This is a genomic window from Dietzia sp. KRD202 (assembly GCF_017168155.1).
Taxonomy (GTDB): Bacteria; Actinomycetota; Actinomycetes; order Mycobacteriales; family Mycobacteriaceae; genus Dietzia; species Dietzia kunjamensis.
In genome coordinates, this window is the sequence record NZ_JABFAN010000005.1 from 59,849 (window position 1) to 79,527 (window position 19,679).

Here is a 19,679-nt window from a genome sequence, read left to right on the forward strand (position 1 = left end):
GGCCCTGAGGGGGCGGGCGCGCCGCGGGCCGTGAGGGTCTCGATGCGTGATGGCCCGCGCCCGGGTCGCGAGCTGTGCCGTGGGCCCTCGACCATCCGCCTCGACCATCCGCGCCTCCACCATCCGCACCGGCTGCGGCGGCCCGTGGGGCGTACGGGGCACCCGGGGTCGAGCGTGGCTCGGCGGGGCCGCCCGGTCGAGCGCCGTGCCGTGGCCGGGTCCGCACAGCTCAGGACTTGTTTCCGCCCCCCGATTTGTGTTCCCCGAAGACCGTCGGCTAATGTTCATTCTCGCAACGCGGTGAGCAACAGCGAGCCGGGGAGCGATGCGGATGTGGCGCAGCTGGTAGCGCATCACCTTGCCAAGGTGAGGGTCGCGGGTTCGAATCCCGTCATCCGCTCGGAGGGATCGAGGAGCCAGGACGTCCTCACCAGGCTCGATACCTTTGCGGTGGAGTGGCCGAGTGGTGAGGCAGCGGCCTGCAAAGCCGTCAACACGGGTTCGATTCCCGTCTCCACCTCCACGTCCGGATACGTCCGGACGGGAAGCCCGCGCGATTAGCTCAGCGGGAGAGCGCTTCCCTGACACGGAAGAGGTCACTGGTTCAATCCCAGTATCGCGCACGACACAACGCCCCGGCTCCGGCCGGGGCGTTCGTCGTTTCGCGGACTGTCGCTCGTTCGGTACCGGAACGCACTCCCGACGTGACTTCGGTCACTGATCATGATGGTATGTCCGCGATGCCCCACCTCCACCATTCGACGACGATCGACCAAGCCGACATCGCGACCATGCGCGGGCGCGTCGTCGACTTCCGGCACACCACCGGTGTCCTCGCTGATCTGCAGCGCACGGGAACCGATGAATTCGAGGTCACGCTCATCCTCGGTGGCGGCGACGACGCGGAGAAACTCGTCATCAGAGGGGCACGGACGGGCGAGAGCCTGCACCTGCACGCCTGAACGGCGCCTTATAGGCTCGTGGGGTGACCGCCCGACTCAGTGACGCCTCGGTGGCCGATATCGACGCCGTCTCGGCCTTGGCGGCCCGGACGTTCCCGCTGGCGTGCCCTCCCGAACTGGGGCCGGTCGCGATCAGGGCCTTCATCGCCGAGCACCTCGGCCCGGAGGCGTTCAGAGCTCACCTCGTCACGCCGGGCCACGAGGTTCTGGTGGCCCGGGGCGACGACGGTGAGATGGTCGGGTACATCCTGCTGATCGCCGGGACCGAGATGGACCCGGGCTGCGCTGGACAGGTGATTCATCGACCCACGACCGGGGTCAGCAAGTTCTATGTGGATCCCGACCACCACGGCGGAGGGATCGCATCGGACATGCTCGACGAGGTGTGCCGACGGTGCAGAGCGGCGGGCAGGCGGAGCATCTGGCTGGCCACCAACGTCGCCAACGCCCGAGCCCGCAGGTTCTACGTCAAGCGTGGTTTCGAACCACGCGGGAACCGGACCTTCGACGTCGGAGGGGTCGCCAACACCGACGTCGTGTACGAACTGGGGCTCTGAGAGGGGCCTGCCGGTCAGCCGCCGACGGTCTCGAACCGGGACAGCGCCAGGAGTCGGGAAGTGGCACGAAGGTACTTCTTGCGGTAGCCGCCGGCGATCATCTCGTCGGTGAAGATCGCGTCCAGTTTGTCGCCGGAGTTGCGCACGGGAATCCCCGCGTCATAGAGCCGGTCGGCGAGGACGACGAGACGAAGGGCGATCGACTGATCCGGCAGCGGCTTGACCCCGCTGAGGCAGACCCGCGTGACGCCGTCGACGAGGCGGTTGTACTTGGACGGGTGAAGGGTCGACAGGTGCTCGCACAGGGCGTCGAAGTCGTCGAGCGTGGCACCCTCCACCGCCTCGGCCTCGGCCTCGAGTCCGGTGTCGTCCATCGGGTCCGGGGCGGGGGGCAGGTTACGGTGCCGGTAGTCCGGGCCGTCGACCCGGATCGACTCGAAGATCCCCGACATCTTGCGAATCTCCCGCATGAAGTCCTTGGCCGCGAACCGTCCCTCCCCCAGCTGCTCCGGCAGCGTGTTGGAGGTGGCCGCGACGCTGACACCGGCGGTGGTGAGCTCCGCGAGCAGGCGGGACACCAGCATGGTGTCGCCCGGATCGTCGAGCTCGAACTCGTCGATGCACAGGACGGAGTGCCCGGAGAGCTCCTCGACGGCCCGGTTGAAGCCGAGAGCACCCACGACGTGGGTCAGCTCGACGAACGTCCCGAACGCCTTGGGCTCGGGGCAATTGTGGTAAATCGACGTCAGCAGGTGGGTCTTGCCCACCCCGAAGCCGCCGTCGAGATAGATACCGGTCCCCTGCACCGCCTTCGGTCGCCGGCCGAACAGCCCCTTCTTGGGAGTGCGACTGGCCACCACGGACTCGGCGAACTCGCGACACGCCTTGACCGCGGCGGCCTGCGAGGGCTCGGCCGGGTCCGGGATGTAGGAGTCGAAACTGACATCGTCGAACATCGACGGGGGAACCATCTGTGCCACGAGCTGATCGGCAGGGACCACCGGGGTGACGTCAACGAGGCGAGAGACCATGGGCAGAGCCTATCGTGGGGACACCCGGCGTCAGAACGGAAGGAGTCCCCGGTGCACATGACACGGCCCACCGTGATCGACGACGACCCCGCCGCACTCGAGGCCTTGTGGGCGGCGCTGGACCCCGAACCGGGTCTGCCCGTGCCGTGCATCCGCGCGGTGATGATCTCCTCCGTCGACGGCACGACCACCGTGGACGGCCGCAGCGGCGGGCTGGGGACCCCGACGGACCGGCTGGTCTACGACGCCATGCGGGCCCGGTCCGACCTGATCCTGGTGGGCTCGGGCACCGTTCTGGCCGAGGGGTACGGCCCCGCCCGGACCGCCGCCGTGTGGGCGGACAGACGACCCGGTCCCCCGCCCGTCGTCCTGGTGTTCACCCGCGCGCTGGGCGACGCGCTCATCGAGCACTGCGCCGGCGCCGGCGACGGACTGCAGGTGGTCGCCTCCCACGGAGTGCCCGGCGACCGACTCGAGGCCGCCCGGAAGCGGGGTGTCACGGTGCACGTGCTCGATCCGGGTCCACTGCGCACCTCCGTCCGTTCCCTCGCCACACACTTCGGGGCCTCCGAGGTGACGTTCGAGGGCGGTCCGCAGCTGCTCGGGACGTTGTTGCGCGAGGGCGCGATCGACGAACTCGTCCTGTCGGTCGCCCCCGAGATCATCGTCAGCGGCGACGACTCGCGACTGGCCGTCGGGACCGACGCCACCCGGGTTCCGCTGCGCGTCGCCGCGGCCTTCACGTGCCCCCGCGGCGGGCTCTACACCCGCTGGGTCGTCACCGGGGCCGACGGGTGAGGAACCGTCGAGCGGGCATACGCGCGGTCGCGCGGCACCGGCACGTACGGGCACTCGGCGTGGGGCTGGCGGCCCTGGCGGTGACGATCGCCGGGTGTGCGCCCCTGCCCGCGACGGGGCCGCGCCTGGCGACCGGCGACGGCCCCGGGGGATCCTCCGGCGGTGGCGAGGCGGCGGAGACCGCCGACCGACCCGACTGGCTCGCGCCGCGCAGCGACCTCACCTGGGTCCCGTGTCCCGACGGCCGGACCGGCGGGATACCGGAGGGCGCCGCCGTGGAGTGTTCCCTCCTCGGGGAGACCCCCGTCCTGCGGCTCACCGCGACGGGGACACCCGACGACGCGGCGCCCCTCGTCGTCGTCGCCGGTCCCGAGACACCGGCCGACACCCTCGCCTCCCGACTCGCCTCGTCCGGCCCCGAACTCATTGACACCCGACCGCTGGTCGTCGTGGACCACCGCGGACGGACCGGCCCGGCCGGTACGTGCCTGACCTTCCCGGCCCGCCGCACCCTCGACGGGCTCGCGGATCGGGGCACCGACCCCGATTCGCCCGCGCTGCGCGGCGACCTCGCCGACACCTCACAGTCCTGCACGGACCAGCTCCAGGGCCGCGAACTGGACTTCGGCTCCGCCGGCGCCGCCGAGGACCTCGAACGTCTACGCCAGCAGTGGGACGTGCCCGGGCTCGCCGTGATGGGGATCGGAACCGGGGCCCGCACCGCCCTCGCCTACGCCGGCGCACACCCGGGTCGCCTCTCCCTGCTCGTGCTCGACTCCCCCGCCCCCGCCGACGGGGACCAGGAGGCCGCGGCCCGCGCCGCCCTCGACGGCTCCGACGCGGCGCTGCGCCTGTGGGCCACCTCGTGTACCCGGACCGAGTGCGGACCCGGCGACGCCGACGAGAAGGTCGAGGCCGTGACCCGCGCGCTCGACCGCGCCCGCGAACCCGGCGTGGCGGTCCCGGCGGCGTTGCTGTCCGACGTGGTCCGGTCGGCGTTGGCGGACCTGTCCGGCGCCTCCGCTGCCGACGCCTCCCCAGGCGACGTCATCCTGGGCGACCTCGCGGCCGCCGCCCCCGAGGACACCCCGGGCAGCGTCCGTGACCGCGCCGCCGAACTGGCCGGGACGTCGCTGCCGTACGTGGCCGGATGCTCCGACCTGTCGCGCCGCGTCCCGGTCAACCGTGTCGAGGAACTGCGGGCCGAATGGGAGCAGACCCCGCCGTTCGGGGAGATCATCGCCGCGCAGCTCTCCGCCTGCTCCACCTGGCCCGTGCCCGGTCGGTCGCCCGTCTCGCTGCCCGGTGACACCCCGGTACTCCTGGTCGGAGGGATCGCCGACCCCCGGGCCGGTGCCGCCGCACTCGAACCCACCGCCGGGGCCCTCAGCGCCGCCGGGGCCACCGACGTGCGGATCGTCACCTGGGGTGCCCCGGGCGCACAGGTGGTCCTGCACTCCGGATGCGCCCGGGGCGCGGTCGTCGATTTCCTCGACGACCCGGATGCCGCTGAGCAGTCCACGGCCTGCCCGTCCTGACCGGCCGGGGTGCCTCACCGGGACGCGGGAGGCCAGGCGGTACCCTGCGAGTCGTGCCGCTGCCCACCCGAAGCACGTCGACCGTGCCCCGCGTCCTCACCCACGTGTTGTGGCCGCTGGCGATCATGACCGTCATCCACCGCGTCCTGATCAAGGCCGTCAACGGATCCATCACGAACGACTTCGGCACCGTCTACGCCGCCACCAGGCGTTTCCTGGCAGGTGAGCCGGTGTACGTCGAGAACCTGCTGACGGTGCAACCGCACTATCTCTACGCCCCCAGCGGGACGTTCGTCCTCGCCCCGTTCGGCCTGATCGACAACTACACGCTGGCGCGCTGGCTGTTCATCGGAATCAACACCGCCGCGATCATCGCGGCGCTGTGGCTGCTCATGCGGCTGTTCGACCTCGACGTCCGCTCGTTCGCCGCCCCCGCCATCCTGCTGGCGGCGTTCTGCACCGAGGCGGTCACCAACACGCTGGTCTTCACCAACGTCAACGGCGTGATCTTCCTGTGCCAGGTGGCGTTCCTCTACCTGCTGCACCGACGGCGCCTCTGGTGGGCCGGCGTGGCCATCGGCCTGTCCCTGGCCGTCAAACCGATGCTCGCTCCGCTGCTCGTGCTGCCTCTCATCCGCAAGCAGTGGCAGCCGTTCGTCACCGCGGCCGCGATCCCCGCCGTCACCATGGCCGCGGGGTGGGCCCTCACCGTCGACGCCCGCAGTTACCTCGACACCACGCTCGCCTACATGGGCGAGGTCCGCGACTACTACAACAGCTCGATCGCCGGGATGGGCCTGTACTACGGCGTACCCGAGCCGGTCATCCTGGTGGCCCGCATCCTGGTCGTGGTGGCCACCCTCGTCGCCGTGTGGCTGCTGATGGACTACCGCCACAACCACGAGGTGCTGTGGTTGGCCACCACCTCCGGGGTCGTGCTCGCCGGTGTGTTCCTGGTCTCCACCCTCGGCCAGATGTACTACTCGATGATGCTCATCCCGATCATGCTGACGGTGGTGCTGGACAAGTCGTTGGTCCGCAACTGGCCGGCGTGGCTCGCCGCGTACGGGTTCTTCACCCTCGACTTCTGGGAGTCGGCGCGCTGGCCCTACTACGGGCGGCTACTCGAGTTCGCGCACCCGACCCTGGGATGGTTGCTGCTGCTGGCCACCGTGCTCGTGGTGCTGCTGTGGCGCCGCAGCGACCCCCGCCGGCACGAGCGGATCGCACCGGCCGCCGCGTCGGCGTAGCCTGCGGGCATGAGCGAGCCCACCGATACCCACGCCCCCCAGCCGGACTTCACGCTGGACGACACCGAGTGGCGTCGTCGACTCAGCCCCGAGGAGTACCAGGTCCTGCGGCAGGCCGGCACCGAACGTCCCTTCACCGGTGAGTACAACGACACCAAGACCGAGGGCGTGTACCGCTGCCGCGGATGCGGCGCCGAACTGTTCCGCAGCGACGCCAAGTTCGAGTCCAACTGCGGGTGGCCCTCGTTCTTCACGCCGCTGGCCGGCGGCGCCGTCATCGAGCGCACGGATTCCTCGCTCGGCATGACGCGCACCGAGGTGATCTGCGCGAACTGCCACGGTCACCTGGGGCACGTGTTCGCCGGGGAGGGCTACGGCACCCCCACCGACCTGCGGTACTGCATCAACTCCCTGAGCATGACGCTGGAGCCGGCCGAGAGCTGAACTCGACCGGCCGCATCCGGCCCACAGAGACGAGAGGGCCGACCGGGACTGCTCCCGGTCGGCCCTCTCTCGCGTCAAGTCGAGCTGTCGGCGCGCGGTGGACCTCAGGGCATCGATGCCGCCAGCTGCCCGGCGGTGACGCGCGGCCCGGTGAAGAACGGGATCTCCTCGCGCACGTGGCGGCGGGCCTCGGTCGCCCGCATCTCGCGCATCAGGTCGACGATCCGGTCGAGCTGCGGGGCCTCGAAGGCGAGGATCCACTCGTAGTCCCCCAGCGTGAAGGACGGCACGGTGTTGGCGCGGACGTCCGGGTACTCGCGGGCGGCGCGGCCGTGTTGGGCGAGGATCTGGCGCCGCTCCTCGTCGGGGAGCAGGTACCACTCGTAGGAGCGCACGAACGGGTACACCGAGACGTACGCCCCCGGCTCCTCCTCGGCGAGGAACGCCGGAATGTGGCTCTTGTTGAACTCCGCGGGGCGGTGCAGCGCTGTGTTGGACCAGTAGGCGGTGCTGGCCCGGCCCAGCAGGGTGGTGCGCCGGAACTCGTTGTAGAACCGCTGTAGGTCCTCGATGTGCTCGGAGTGGGTCCAGATCATGAAGTCGGCCTCGGCGCGCAGGCCCGAGATGTCGTAGAGACCCCGGACCACCACGTCGGTGCCGTCGTAGCGGGCGAGGAACTCCTCCAGGTCCGCGGCGACCGCGTCCCGGTCCTCCCCGAGCTGCCCCGGCGTCACCGTGAAGACGGAGAACATCAGGTAGCGCAGGGTCGAGTTGAGTTTCTTGTAGTCAAGGCGTGCCATGGCTCAATCCTGCCACCCCGAGGCGAGTCGCCGGGCCGCGGCCCGCGCCGAGCCGATACAGGCGGGTACCCCCACGCCCTCGGTCGCGCCACCGACGACCTCCACCCCGGGCAGCCGCTCGGCCAGTTCGGCGCGCACGCCCGAGATCCGCGCGTCGTGTCCGGGACCGATCTCGGCGAGGGCGTCGGACCAGCGGCGCACCCGCGAGTGCAGGACCGTCGGCGCGGAGCCGCACAGTCCCCCCAGCGCGGATTCGGCCATGCGGGTGAGGGTGGCGTCGTCGGCGGCGAGCACCTCGTCGTCGTCGAGCCTCCCGAACGACACCCGGACCAGGTGCCCGGGCCGGGTGTCGAGGTGCGGCCACTTGCGGCTGGTGAAGGTCATCGCCTTGAACGGCACCGGTTCGTCGGTCGCCACCAGGACACCCGAACGCTCCGGGAGGTCCAGGGACCGGTCGACCTCCAACGCGACGACGGCCGAGGACGCCGTCCGGATCCCGGACAGGCCCCGGGTCGCGGCGTCGAGACCCCCGGCACCCTCGAGGAGCGGGGCGGCGTGGGGAACGGGGACGGCGACGACGACGAGGTCCGCCTCCTCGGACCACGACCCGCGGTCGCCGGCGACCGACAACGAGTAGCCCGAACCGTCCCGGTGGAGAGCGGTGCAGGTGGCGTGTGTACGGATCACGGCACCGGAGGCCCGGACGAGGGCGTCCACGAGGAGCCGGTAACCCCCGTCGAGGGTGGCGAACACCGGGCCCGGCACGCGGTGCGCGACGAGCTCCCGCGCGGCGGCCGTGAGGCTGGGAGCGCCGCGGTCCAACGCCTGCGCCAGCCCCGGGATCACCTGTCGCAGCCCGAGCCCGGTACTGGGGGCGGCGTACACGCCCCCGAGCATGGGGTCGACGAGCCGGGCGACGACCGCGTGCCCGAACCGCTCGGAGACCAACGAGCCGAGCGAGACGTCACCGCCCGGCTCCCAGTCCAGCGGCAGGTCGGCCTCGCGCGCGGCCGCGGCGCGCTCCCGCGGGCTCAGCACGTCCGCCAACGCCCCGACGTCGGACGGCAGACCCATCAGCGTGCCGACGGGCATGGGGGCCATCCGACCCCCGGTGAGGATCGCCGGCCCGAGCGGCCCGGGATGACGCAGCGACCCGGTCAGGCCGAGTTCGGCGACGAGGTCGCTCGCCTCGGGGCGGCGGCCGATGAAGGCCTCCGCGCCGAGTTCCATCGGACCGGACGGGAAGTCGACGGTGTGGAGGGCCCCGCCCGGCCGGTCCGAGGCCTCGAGGACCGTGACGTGGGCGTCCGGCAACTCGCGTGAGAGCTGATAGGCGGCCGTCAGCCCGCTGAGCCCGCCGCCCACCACGGCGACGCGAGGGCCCACCGTTACTTCCCGGTCAGCTCGTGGACGAGCTCCACCACGTGGGTCACCGCACCCGGGTCGGTGCTGGGCAGGACACCGTGGCCGAGATTGAACACGTGGCCGCGTGCGCCGAGGTCGCGGGCCCGCCGGCCCTCGTCGAGGATGCGGCGGACCTCGCCGTCCAGCGCCGACCGGTCGGCGAAGAGCATCGCGGGGTCGAGATTGCCCTGCAGGACCTTGCCCGGCACCCGCCCGGCGGCGTCGTCCAGGGGGATGCGCCAGTCCACGCCGACGACCTCCGGGCCGGCCTCGCCCATCGCCCCGAGCAGCTCGCCGGTGCCCACGCCGAAGTGCGTGCGGGGAACCGTCGAGATGATCTCGTCGGCGAAGATGCGGGTCGAGTGTGGGAGCACCAGCGACCGGTAGTCCCGCAGGCTGAGCGCTCCCGCCCACGAATCGAAGAGCTGGACGGCGTCCACTCCGGCATCGATCTGCGCGCGCAGGAACACCGTGGTCAGGTCCGCCAGCTTGGCCATGAGCGCGTTCCACACGTCGGGCCGCGAGTACATCAGTGACTTGGTGTGCTCGTGGTTGCGGCTGGGTCCGCCCTCGATGAGGTAGGACGCCAGGGTGAAGGGGGCCCCGGCGAAGCCGATCAGCGCCACCTGCGGGTCGAGTTCGGCCACGACCAGCCGCACGGCCTCCTCGATCTTCTCGAGGCGGTCCGGGGTGAGCTCGGGCAGCGCGGCGACACCGGCCTCGTTCCGGATCGGCTCCGCCACCACGGGCCCGGTTCCGGGCACGATGTCGATGTCCACCCCGGCCGCGGCCAAAGGGATGACGATGTCGGAGAAGAAGATCGCGGCGTCCACCCCGTGGCGACGGACCGGCTGCAGGGTGATCTCACACGTCATCGCCGGGTCGAAACAGGCCTCCAGCATGGTGGACCCGGCGCGGACCTGCTTGTACTCCGGGAGCGAGCGGCCCGCCTGGCGCATGAACCACACCGGCGTGTGGGCGCCACCGACTCCGGTCACCTCGTCGAGGTACGGGCCGGTCCCGGCGCGGCGGCCGGCGACGGCATCCGTGGCGGGGTCGGCGGGACGGGAGGTCGAGGACGCATCAGAGTTCAACACACCCCCATCGTCCCATGACGCCGCCGCCGCGGCCGGTCAGCCCACCCGGGCGGGCGACGGCGCGCCTCCTCGGGGCACGCCGGGGCGGTCGCTAGCGTGACGACCCGTGAGTACATCGGTCAATGACGGCGAGCCCGAGGTCTTCCGGGAGGCGGTCGAGTCGCTGTCGCGACTCGAGGTCCGCCCCGAGATCTCGGTCGGCCCGATCCGCCCGCCGCAGCGACTGGCGCCCTACAGTCACGCGCTCGGTGTCGAGATCATCCCGCCCTCCGGCGACGACGTCCCGGAATTCTCCGACGGCGACGCCTTCGGCCGTCTCATCCTCCTGCACGACCCCTCCGGGGACGACGCGTGGAACGGCACCCTCCGACTCGTGGCCTACATCCAGGCCGACATGGAGGCCTCGCTGGCAGGTGACCCGCTCCTGCCCCAGGTGGCGTGGAGCTGGCTCACCGAGGCCCTCGGCGATCAGGCCGGGCCGTACACCTCGCTCGGTGGCACCGTGACCAGCACCGCCTCCGTCCGCTACGGCGACATCGCCGGTCCTCCCCAGTCCCACCAGCTCGAGCTGCGCGCGTCCTGGACCGCCCTCGAGCCCGACCTGACCGGCCACGCGTCCGCCTTCTGCACGACGCTCGCCCTGGCCGCCGGCCTCCCCCCCGTCGGCGTGACCTCCCTGCACCGGCGGTCGTGAGCGGGCGCCGCCGCGGCGAGACCCCGCCCGGGGCACAGCCACCCCCGGCCGAGTACGAGTTCGTCGACGCCCTCCCCGCAATCGGGGCGGTCGCCGACGCCCTGCGGTCCTCGCCCGGCCCCGTCGCGGTCGACGTCGAACGCGCCTCGGGGATCCGGTACGCGGACCGGGCCTTCCTCCTGCAGCTCCGCGCCCCGACCGGACCCGCCCTGCTCGTGGACCCGGAGACCCCGGGTCGGACCGTCGGCTCCCTCGCCGACGTCCTGTCGACCCGGCCCCTGCTGCTCCACGCCGCGAGTCAGGACCTCCCGTCGCTGCGTGAGCTGGGGGTCTCGCCGACCTCGCTCGTCGACACCGAACTGGCCGGACGCTTCCTCGGCACCGAGCGGGTCAACCTCGGGGCGATGATCTCCGAGCACATCGGGATCGGCCTGGCCAAGGCGCACTCCGCCGCCGACTGGTCCCGTCGCCCGTTGCCCCCGGCGTGGTTGGACTACGCCGCCTATGACGTGCTGTTCCTCCACGAACTCGCGGACGAGGTCCTCCCGCGGCTCGACGAGCTCGGCCGTCGCGAATGGTTCGAGGCGGAGTGTCGGTACCTGGTGGAGTCCGGCCCGGCACCTGCCGCGCCGGACCCCTGGCGTCGACTGTCCCGCCTGTCGAGCCTGCGCGACGGCCGGCAACTGGCGCGCGCCAGGGAGTTGTGGATGGCCCGCGACCGGGTCGCGGCCGAGCGGGACATCGCCCCCAAGCGGCTCCTCGGTGACGCGGCGATCGTGGAGGCCGCCAGGGTGGGGCCGACGAACAGAACCGCACTGCTGGCGATCGAGGGATTCGACGGACCTCACCGCCGACGGCTCGTCGGGGAATGGCTCGCCGCCCTCGAGTGGGCCGACGGGCTGGGGCGGGCCGACCTGCCCTCCCGGCAGGGGCCGCCCGCCGAGCACCCGCCGCACGCGTCGTGGAAGCGCAACGAGCCCGAGGCCGCGGAGTTGCTCGAGATCGCCCGCGAACGGATCGGCGCACTCGCCGACGACCTGGGTCTGGAGCCCGGGCTCCTGCTCAAACCCTCGACGCTGAGACTGTGGGTGTGGCGCGCGGCCACGACCCGGTCCGGGGACGACGCGGAACTGCTCCACGACGTCCTGCTCACGGAGAGCGCCCGTGCCTGGCAGATCGAACTGGCCACCGACCCCCTGCTCGAGGCGGTGCGGAGCTTCCGCGCGGATTCCTGAGTCCGGGCCACCGGCACCGGCCGGCGCCGCCCCTGTCACGCGTGGGTACGGGCCCGCGTGTGCACGCGTCCGGCGATCCGGCCCGGGTCAGCCCAGTCGGGTCCGGATGCTGTCCGAGATCCCCTCGGGGGTCAGTCCTGCGTCGGCCAGGATCTCCCCCCGGGAGCCGTGGTCGAGGAACTCCTGCGGGATGCCCAGCGCGACTCGATCGACCCGCACCGCGGCGTTGTCCAGGCATGCCGACACCGCCGACCCGACGCCACCGTGCAGACCATTGTCCTCGACCGTGACCACGAGACGGCGTCCACGGGCGGCGTCCAGGATCGACGCGGGAACCGGGTAGACCCATCTGGGGTCCACGACGTCGACCGAGATGCCCTCTGTCCCGAGGGCACGGGCGGCGGCGATGGCGGGCGCGACCATCGACCCCACCGCGACGATGAGGACCTCGGCGTCACCGGATCCGTGCACGCGGTCGACCCCGTCCTCGGACGTGGCGAGGGCGGGCAGAGCATCACCGACCGACCCCTTCGGGAACCGGACGACGGTCGGACCGTCGTCGAAGGCCACCGCCTCGCGCAGTTCCTGCCGGAGGGTGGTCGCGTCCCGGGGAGCGGCCACGCGTACCCCGGGGATGATGCCGGTGAGCGACAGGTCCCACATCCCGTTGTGGCTCGCACCGTCCGGGCCGGTGACGCCGGACCGGTCCAGGACCATGGTGACCGGTTGTCGGAGTAGCGCGACGTCCATGAGCAGCTGGTCGAACGCCCGGTTGAGGAAGGTCGAATAGACCGCGACGACGGGGTGCAGCCCACCGAGCGCGAGCCCTGCCGCCGAGGCCACGGCGTGCTGCTCGGCGATACCCACGTCGTACATCCGTTCCGGGAACCGCTCCCCGAACGCGGCCAGACCGGTCGGCCCGGCCATCGCGGCCGTGATGGCCACGACGTCATCGCGTTCGGCACCGATCGCACACAGTTCCTCGGAGAAGACCGACGTCCAGTCCACGGCGGAGGAGGTCGCCAGCGGCTTTCCGGTCTCGGGATCGATGACCCCGGTGGCGTGCATCTGGTCCGCCTCGTTGTTCTCGGCGTGGACGTAGCCCATCCCCTTACGGGTGACGACGTGGACCACCACCGGGCCGCCGAAATCCTTCGCGAGGCGCAGGGCCGCCTCCGTGGCGGCGAGATTGTGCCCGTCGACCGGCCCCATGTACTTGAGCCCCAGGTCCGCGAACAACTCCTGCGGCGACACGACGTCCTTGACTCCCGTCTTGATGCCGTGGAGCACCGAGTAGACGGCCTTCCCCACGACGTCCTTGCGGCCCGTGAGCGCGTTCTTCGTGCGATCCATCGCCTTCTCGTACGCCGGCTGGAGCCGCAGCGCGCCGAGGCGGTCGGCGAGCCCTCCGATGGTCGGCGAGTACGAGCGGCCGTTGTCGTTGACGACGATGACCATGGGGCGGTCCTTGGCGGCGGCGATGTTGTTGAGGGCCTCCCATGCCATGCCACCGGTCATCGCGCCGTCGCCGATCACGGTGACGACGGTCCGATCGGACTCCCCGCGCAACGAGAACGCCTTGGCCAACCCGTCCGCGTACGACAGGGAGGCCGTGGCGTGCGAGGACTCCACCACGTCGTGCTCGCTCTCCGCGCGACACGGGTAACCGGACAACCCCCCGCGGGTGCGGAGCCCGTCGAACTGATCGCGACGACCGGTGAGGATCTTGTGGACGTAGGACTGGTGTCCGGTGTCGAAGATGACGGGGTCGCGGGGTGAGTCGAAGACACGGTGCAACGCCACGGTCAGTTCGACGACGCCGAGATTCGGGCCGAGGTGCCCGCCCGTCGCGGCGACCTTACGGATGAGGAATTCACGGATCTCCCCGCACAGCGCGGCCAACTCCCCGGGACCGAGCCGCCGCAGATCGGATGGGCCGTCAACCTGTTCGAGCACGCTCATTGCTGTCGACTGCCCCTTCCGTGACCGACACCCTGCTGGGTCGAATGGTCAGTCTACGGGCTGGCGCCGCGCGACCTCGCCCACGGGCGGACGTGTGGGCCCCTACCTGCGGTGCCGGATCAGGAGCGTCCCGGCGAGTCCAGTACGGCGATCCCCTCGACGTGATGGGTGCCCGGGAAGGCCGCCACCCCGTGGAGGTCCGTGAGCGTCCACCCGGCGGCCACGAGGACGCCGATGTCCCGCGCCAGACTCGCCGGATCGCAGCCCACGTGCACGATCCGGGACGCACCTGTCGCCGCGAGCCGCCGCATGACCGGGATCCCCGCTCCGCCGCGCGGGGGATCGAGGATGATGACCTCCGGATCGGGGTGGTCCGCCGGCCGGTCGTCGCGGTCCTCGAGGAACGTCTCGACCCGGGAACGCAGGGTCCTCACTCCCCCGCCGGCGGGGTCCCCGGGCGGGCCGCCGAGGGTGTCCGTGGCCGCGTGCAGCGACGCCGTGGCGGATTCGACGACTGTCACGCGGGCGCCCGGGATCGCGTCCCGAACCCCGGCGGCGAACAGCCCGGCGCCTCCGTAGAGGTCCCAGATCTCGGGGATGTCGGTCAGGTCGGGGGTGCGCGTCACCGTGGTGCGTACCTCGTGGCTGTAGTGGCTCGCGGCGGAGCGGTGCGCCTGCCAGAACGCGTCGGGAGGCAGCCGCCACTCGTGGCCGCCCACCCGTCTCACGACGGTCGGTCCCCCGGCGACGATCTCCCAACCGGCCGCCCGCGAATGACGCGCCCGGGCGCGGGTCGCCGAGGACCGGCGGGATCGGCCGCTCCGGCCCCGCGGCGTGTCACCGACGGCCGGGCGGTGGGCGATGTGCACCATTCCGTCGTCACCGAGCACTCCGAGCACCTCGCGGCCCGGGCCGAGCGTGGTGGCGGAGACCGCATCACGCAGCCGCGGGTCGGGCTGGATGCAGGGCTCGGTCACCAGTTCACGGGAGCGCGCCCTCCGGACCCCCGGCACACCATCGGGGCCGGTGACCCAGCGGGCGACGGTACGCCAGCCGGACGTCGCGGGATCCGCGGCGGGGACCTCGACCGGGACCGCGTCGTCCCGGTATGCGATCCGGCCGATCCGGTACACCTGCTCGGCCAGGATCCTGCCGGCGAAACCGCGGGCGGCATCGGACGCGATGTGGCTCCAGTCGCAACAGCCGGCGCCGGCGGCCGCCGCCGGGCATGTCGGGACCACCCGGTCCGGGGATTCCTCGACCACCGCCTGGACCGTCCCTCGACAGAACGCGCGCCCGGGGTCGTCGTCGATGAGGACGTCGACCAGTTCGCCGGTGATCCCGCCGCGGCAGAACACCACCCGGCCCTCGTGGCGCGCGACGAACTCGCCGCCGTGCGCCGGTCCCTCCATGCGCAGGCGCACCACACGGCCCGTCCAGCCGGTCGCTCGGCCCTGGGTCATCTTTCCTCCGGTCCACGCCAGCGTCCGACGATGGGTTCGTCGCGGGCCTGCTCCGCGCGGCCGTCCGAGGACGACAACTGCCACGGGACGCTGGTCACCATGACACCTCGCTCGTAGAGCAGGCGGGTCTTGAGGCGCAGCGCGCTCTGGTTGTGCAGTATCTGCTCCCACCAGTGGCCCACCACGTACTCGGGGATGTACACGGTCACCACGTCCCGCGGCGCCTGATCGCGAAGGCGCTTCACGTAGTCCACCACGGGACGGTTGATCTCACGGTACGGGGACTCGACCACCTTGAGCGGAACCGAGATGCCGCGTCGATCCCATTCCCTCACGAGGGCACGGGTCTCGGCGGTATCGATGTTCACCGTCAACGCCTCGATCGAGTCCGGGCGTGCCGCCCGCGCGTAGGCCAGGGCCCGCAGGGTGGGCAGGTGCAGTTTGGACACCAAGACCACACAGTGTGTCCGGCTCGGCAGGACGACCTCCCACGAGGAGTCGTCGAGTTCGCGGGCGACCGCGACGTAGTGCCGGTGGATGAGTCGCATGATCCCGAACGCTCCGAGCATCGCCAGGACCGCGATGTAGGCCCCGGAGAGGAACTTGGTCGCCATGACGATCACCAGGACGCCGGCGGTGACGAGGAACCCGACGGCGTTGATCGCCCGGGACCTGTGGATCCGCCGACGCACGGACGGGACCCGCTCGTGGTCCAGGCGCCGGGTCCAGTGTCGGACCATGCCGAGCTGGCCGAGGGTGAAGGCGACGAACACGCCCACGATGTAGAGCTGGATGAGGAGCGACACCTGGGCGTCGAACGCCACGACCAACACGACTGCCGCGATCGCGAGGACGACGATCCCGTTGGAGAACGCCAACCTGTCCCCGCGGGTGGCGAGCTGTCGGGGCAGATACTTGTCGCGAGCGAGGACCGAGGCCAGCACCGGGAACCCGTTGAACGCCGTGTTGGCGGCGAGTGCCAGGATCAGCGCGGTGATGATGATGACGGCGTAGAAGGCGAGCGGCAACCCCTCGAAGACCGGTCGCGCCAACTGGGCGATCATCGTCTTCTGCCGGTACCCCTCCGGAGCGCCGATCAACTGTGCCGCCGGTTGCTCGGCGATCCGGACCCCGAGCCGACCGGCCAGGGCGATGAGCCCCAGGAGGAACGAAACCGCGAGAACCCCGAGGACGGCCAGCGTCACGGCGGCGTTGCGGGCCCGCGGCTTCCGGAAGGCCGGGACACCGTTGTGGATGGCTTCGATACCGGTCAGGGCGGCACATCCGGATGCGAAGGACTTGGCGACGACGAAGGCGAGCGCGAGTCCGGCCAACTCCGCCCCGTCCACGGGCACCATTTCGAATCCCGCGGATTCGGCCCGGAGGTCGCGGCCCAGGATCTCCACCTGGAACAGCCCCCAGACGATGAGTGCGGTCATGGAGGCGAGGAACGCGTAGACGGGCACGGCGAACATCGCGCCGGTCTCACGGAGCCCACGCAGGTTGAGCGCCGCCAGGAGGATGATCGCCAGGACGGCGAACGGAATCTCCCTGGATTGGACGAAGGGGATCGCCGATCCGATGGTCGCGGCGGCGGCCGAAATCGACACGGCCACCGTGAGGACATAGTCGAACAGCAGGGCCGCACCGACCGCCAGGCCCGCACTCGGACCCAGATTGACGGTGGCGACCTCGTAGTCGCCCCCTCCCGACGGGTAGGCGCGGACGTTCTGCCGGTAACAGGCGATGACGACCACCAGGACCGCCGCCACCGCCAGTCCCACCCACGGGGTGAACGTGAGTGCCGAGACCCCGGCGATGGAGAGCACGAGGAAGATCTCCTGCGGGGCGTAGGCCACCGAGGACAGCGCATCGGACGCGAACACCGGCAACGCGATCCGTTTGCGGAGGCTGGTGGCACCGATCGTGTCGCTGCGGGAGGGGCGCCCCACGAGGAGACGCTTGGTTCCCATGGAGACCTTCGAGATCCTGGACACCGACATATCGTAGGGCCCGCGAGCCCCGCCGGGCAGCATCCGTGGGTGTGAGTAGCGTGTCCGTCACTGGCTCACGTGCGTGGGCCGTGAGGAGTGGACTCGTCATGAGGGTCGTCGTCATGGGCTGTGGTCGTGTCGGGGCCGCGCTGTCCGTCGAACTCGACGCAGCCGGCCACCAGGTTGTGGTGATCGACCGCGACTCGGCTGCGTTCGCCAGATTGTCGGCCGAGTTCTCGGGACGCACGGTGACCGGCCAGGGCTTCGACAAGACGGTGCTCACCGAGGCCGGGCTCGAGGGGGCCGACGCATTCGCCGCAGTGTCCTCCGGGGACAACTCGAACATCATCGCCGCGCGCGTGGCCCGGGAGACCTTCGGCGTCGACCGGGTGATTGCGCGCATCTACGACGCGGGACGCGCAGAGGTCTACGAACGACTGGGGATCTCCACCATCGCCACGGTTCCGTGGGCCACCGGTCGTCTGGTCCGTTACATCACCGCCGGGTCGAGTCCCGTCGAGTGGCGGGACCAGACGGACTCCGTGTCCCTCGTCGCCCTCGACGCACCGGCGGCGTGGGTCGGGGTCCCGGTCGACCGGCTCGGGGCCGCGGTCGGAGGACGTGCTGCGGCCGTCACCCGCTTCGGCGAGAGCCGCCTCCCGGACGCTCACACGCTCGTCCAGGCTGACGATGTCCTCCATATCGTCGTGCCCTCGCAGACGGTGTCGGAACTGGACGACCTGGTGCAGGAAGGACCCTCCGATGTCTGAGGATTCCGTCCCCGACTACGCCGACGGGTCGGGATTGCTCGCCGGCGCCCCGGCCAGGACCGTGTACTCCGCGACCATGAGGGTGGTGGTGGCCGGAGCCGGCGTCGTCGGACGGTCGATCGCACGCGAACTCGTGGCCGGCGGCCACCACGTCACGCTGATAGACAAGCGCTCCTCCGTGTTCGCGGCCGACCCTGTCGACGGTGCGGATCAACAGGTCGGCGACGCCTGCGAGCTCAGCGTCCTCGAACGGTTGGACGTGCAGGCGGCGGACGTGGTGGTGGCCGCCACTGGTGATGACAAGGCCAACCTGGTGGTGAGCCTGTTGGCCAAGACCGAATTCGCCGTGTCCCGGGTCGTCGCCCGCGTCAACGATCCCCGCAACGAGTGGCTCTACGACGAGCGCTGGGGCGTCGACGTGGCGGTGTCGACGCCCCGGCTGATCGTCTCGGTCGTCGAGGAGGCGGTCTCCGTCGGCGACGTGGTCCGTCTGATGACCCTGCGCCGTGGAGGCGCGAACCTGGTGAGCGTGACGTTGCCGGACCAGACCCCGCTGGCGGGGCGGTCGGTGTCGCGCGTGCGGTTTCCCCGGGACGCCGCCCTCGTCGCGATCCTGCGCGGCGGGCGGGTGATCGTCCCCGAACCCGACGTTCCGTTCGAGCCCGGCGACGAACTGCTCGTGGTGGCCCCGGAGGAGGTCGAGGCCGGTATCAGTGAGGTCGTGCTGGGCGGGTGACCGTCACGGCGATCTCCCGTCCGTAGTCCCATCCCGGTGCCAGGGGCAGGTCGTCGCCGCTCCAGAAACGGCCGGGGTCGTACCAACTCGCCTCACCCGCGGGCAGGAGTACACCCATCGCCTCCAGGGTGACCCCCACGACCTCCGCGCAGTACGCCGCCTCCATACGCATCGCCGCACCGGCATCGGACCCCGGTCGGTCACTGCGACCCGTGACGCCCGGCCGCTTCCCGCGTGCCGCCCACCGTCCTCGTGCCCACCTCGCGGTGAGACGTCCCGCGGAGGGGAAGGACACCCCGTTCAACCGGGCGATCGACTCCAGTAGCGCGTCCTCGTGTTCCCCACCCACCTCCGGGGAGATCTGGCGGAACCACGCTCGTTGGCCGTACGGTCCGGCCCACTGCCGCACAGCCGACTCGAGGTCATGCAGCTGCACCCCGCGCTGGTGGCGACCCGTCCACACGTCCGGCAGCGCCCGTCCCATCTCGGCGTGCCACAGCAGCGGCGGCATGTCGTCCAGGACCACCGCGACGCCCACGTGGTTGACGGGCGCGTTCGTGAGGGTCTGGATCAACCGGTCCGCCGTGCTCCGGCCACGGAAGAGCCAGAGGTCCCCGGTGCGGGTGCGGTGCGCCGCGGCGGCCAGGGGGACGGTGTCGACGCTCATACCGCGATCCTGCCAGGCCGCCCGTGCGTACCCGCCTAGTCTCGGCCGTATGGCTCCCAGGGGACGACAGTGGCTCAAGGTGATCGGCGCGGCGGGTGCGGCGGGGGTGGCCGCCACGGGGATCCTGGCGGCCCGTTCCGAGCGGCGTCGGCGGTCCTACGAGCCCGATGAGGTGCGGGAGCGGCTGCACGAGCGCTACGCGAGGATCCAGAGTCGGCGGGACGGCGTCGTCGACTAGGGACCGCGCCGGTCGGAGCCCGGGGATGCGAGTCGATAT

Annotated in this window: 19 protein-coding genes and 3 tRNA genes; 14 read left to right on the top strand and 8 right to left on the bottom strand. The window is 71.4% G+C overall.

What is annotated here, in order from left to right; all coding sequences use genetic code 11:
* The first annotated feature begins 327 nt into the window (after positions 1-327).
* The 5 genes from J1M64_RS01055 to J1M64_RS01075 all read left to right on the top strand — a co-directional run bounded on the left by J1M64_RS01055 (position 328) and on the right by J1M64_RS01075 (position 1,519).
* A tRNA-Gly gene (locus tag J1M64_RS01055) sits at positions 328-400 on the top strand.
* A gap of 49 nt (positions 401-449) precedes the next feature.
* A tRNA-Cys gene (locus J1M64_RS01060) sits at positions 450-523 on the top strand.
* A 28-nt stretch (positions 524-551) separates the two neighbouring features.
* Positions 552-623: transfer RNA gene (locus J1M64_RS01065), tRNA-Val, on the top strand.
* 108 nt (positions 624-731) lie between these two features.
* Positions 732-962, top strand: coding sequence for a hypothetical protein (locus J1M64_RS01070; protein WP_206472213.1), 231 nt, complete (start codon positions 732-734; stop codon positions 960-962).
* A gap of 23 nt (positions 963-985) precedes the next feature.
* Positions 986-1,519, top strand: coding sequence for a GNAT family N-acetyltransferase (locus tag J1M64_RS01075; RefSeq protein WP_206472215.1), 534 nt, complete (start codon positions 986-988; stop codon positions 1,517-1,519).
* A 14-nt stretch (positions 1,520-1,533) separates the two neighbouring features.
* Here the strand turns inward: J1M64_RS01075 and zapE are convergent, their stop codons facing one another.
* On the bottom strand, positions 1,534-2,550 hold the full coding sequence (gene zapE / locus J1M64_RS01080; protein ID WP_206472226.1) for a cell division protein ZapE: 1,017 nt from the start codon (positions 2,548-2,550) through the stop codon (positions 1,534-1,536).
* Positions 2,551-2,607: 57 nt separating this feature from the next.
* Here zapE and J1M64_RS01085 point away from each other — a divergent pair, with 57 nt between their 5' ends.
* From J1M64_RS01085 to msrB, 4 genes are read left to right on the top strand one after another with little or no spacing between them, the layout of a single operon-like run.
* Entirely contained in the window at positions 2,608-3,348 is a 741-nt protein-coding gene (locus tag J1M64_RS01085) for a dihydrofolate reductase family protein (RefSeq protein WP_241260929.1), read from the top strand.
* A complete protein-coding gene (locus tag J1M64_RS01090) occupies positions 3,345-4,886 on the top strand; it encodes an alpha/beta hydrolase (protein ID WP_307872336.1) in 1,542 nt (513 codons plus the stop codon). The genes J1M64_RS01085 and J1M64_RS01090 overlap by 4 nt, the downstream gene beginning before the upstream one ends.
* A 53-nt stretch (positions 4,887-4,939) precedes the next feature.
* Complete coding sequence (locus J1M64_RS01095; protein WP_271799011.1) at positions 4,940-6,136, top strand: glycosyltransferase family 87 protein; 1,197 nt, start codon at positions 4,940-4,942, stop codon at positions 6,134-6,136.
* Positions 6,137-6,145: 9 nt separating this feature from the next.
* Positions 6,146-6,580, top strand: coding sequence for a peptide-methionine (R)-S-oxide reductase MsrB (msrB, locus tag J1M64_RS01100; protein ID WP_154827592.1), 435 nt, complete (start codon positions 6,146-6,148; stop codon positions 6,578-6,580).
* Positions 6,581-6,684: 104 nt separating this feature from the next.
* On the opposite strand, the gene hemQ is transcribed toward msrB, so the two are convergent.
* From hemQ to hemE, 3 genes are read right to left on the bottom strand one after another with little or no spacing between them, the layout of a single operon-like run.
* Positions 6,685-7,380 carry a hydrogen peroxide-dependent heme synthase gene (gene hemQ / locus J1M64_RS01105; RefSeq protein WP_069389059.1) on the bottom strand — a complete coding sequence of 232 codons (696 nt, stop codon included), beginning with the start codon at positions 7,378-7,380 and terminating at the stop codon, positions 6,685-6,687.
* A gap of 3 nt (positions 7,381-7,383) precedes the next feature.
* Complete coding sequence (hemG, locus tag J1M64_RS01110) at positions 7,384-8,766, bottom strand: protoporphyrinogen oxidase (protein ID WP_206472236.1); 1,383 nt, start codon at positions 8,764-8,766, stop codon at positions 7,384-7,386.
* A gap of 2 nt (positions 8,767-8,768) precedes the next feature.
* Positions 8,769-9,881, bottom strand: coding sequence for a uroporphyrinogen decarboxylase (gene hemE, locus J1M64_RS01115; RefSeq protein ID WP_206472238.1), 1,113 nt, complete (start codon positions 9,879-9,881; stop codon positions 8,769-8,771).
* A 106-nt stretch (positions 9,882-9,987) separates the two neighbouring features.
* Between hemE and J1M64_RS01120 the strand changes: the two genes are divergently transcribed.
* Positions 9,988-10,575: a DUF3000 domain-containing protein gene (locus J1M64_RS01120; protein WP_159147774.1), complete on the top strand. Its 588-nt coding sequence runs from the start codon at positions 9,988-9,990 to the stop codon at positions 10,573-10,575.
* Positions 10,572-11,810: an HRDC domain-containing protein gene (locus J1M64_RS01125; RefSeq protein WP_206472240.1), complete on the top strand. Its 1,239-nt coding sequence runs from the start codon at positions 10,572-10,574 to the stop codon at positions 11,808-11,810. The genes J1M64_RS01120 and J1M64_RS01125 overlap by 4 nt, the downstream gene beginning before the upstream one ends.
* A gap of 87 nt (positions 11,811-11,897) precedes the next feature.
* Here J1M64_RS01125 and dxs read toward each other — a convergent pair whose 3' ends face one another.
* The 3 genes from dxs to J1M64_RS01140 all read right to left on the bottom strand — a co-directional run bounded on the left by dxs (position 11,898) and on the right by J1M64_RS01140 (position 17,238).
* A complete protein-coding gene (gene dxs / locus J1M64_RS01130) occupies positions 11,898-13,772 on the bottom strand; it encodes a 1-deoxy-D-xylulose-5-phosphate synthase (protein WP_182634050.1) in 1,875 nt (624 codons plus the stop codon).
* A gap of 119 nt (positions 13,773-13,891) precedes the next feature.
* On the bottom strand, positions 13,892-15,235 hold the full coding sequence (locus J1M64_RS01135; protein WP_206472242.1) for a class I SAM-dependent RNA methyltransferase: 1,344 nt from the start codon (positions 15,233-15,235) through the stop codon (positions 13,892-13,894).
* Positions 15,232-17,238 carry an APC family permease gene (locus J1M64_RS01140; RefSeq protein ID WP_241260930.1) on the bottom strand — a complete coding sequence of 669 codons (2,007 nt, stop codon included), beginning with the start codon at positions 17,236-17,238 and terminating at the stop codon, positions 15,232-15,234. Before J1M64_RS01140 ends, J1M64_RS01135 begins: the two co-directional genes overlap by 4 nt.
* 98 nt (positions 17,239-17,336) lie before the next feature.
* On the opposite strand from J1M64_RS01140, the gene J1M64_RS01145 reads away from it, so the two are divergent.
* Together J1M64_RS01145 and J1M64_RS01150 are read left to right on the top strand one after the other, a co-directional pair.
* Positions 17,337-17,999 carry a TrkA family potassium uptake protein gene (locus J1M64_RS01145; protein ID WP_154827605.1) on the top strand — a complete coding sequence of 221 codons (663 nt, stop codon included), beginning with the start codon at positions 17,337-17,339 and terminating at the stop codon, positions 17,997-17,999.
* A 76-nt stretch (positions 18,000-18,075) separates the two neighbouring features.
* Positions 18,076-18,735, top strand: coding sequence for a TrkA family potassium uptake protein (locus J1M64_RS01150; protein WP_206472628.1), 660 nt, complete (start codon positions 18,076-18,078; stop codon positions 18,733-18,735).
* On the opposite strand, the gene J1M64_RS01155 is transcribed toward J1M64_RS01150, so the two are convergent.
* Entirely contained in the window at positions 18,710-19,402 is a 693-nt protein-coding gene (locus J1M64_RS01155; protein ID WP_206472244.1) for a hypothetical protein, read from the bottom strand. The two genes, J1M64_RS01150 and J1M64_RS01155, sit on opposite strands and share 26 nt — an antisense overlap.
* A 49-nt stretch (positions 19,403-19,451) precedes the next feature.
* Here J1M64_RS01155 and J1M64_RS01160 point away from each other — a divergent pair, with 49 nt between their 5' ends.
* Positions 19,452-19,640: a hypothetical protein gene (locus tag J1M64_RS01160; protein ID WP_067717794.1), complete on the top strand. Its 189-nt coding sequence runs from the start codon at positions 19,452-19,454 to the stop codon at positions 19,638-19,640.
* Positions 19,641-19,679: the final 39 nt, after the last annotated feature.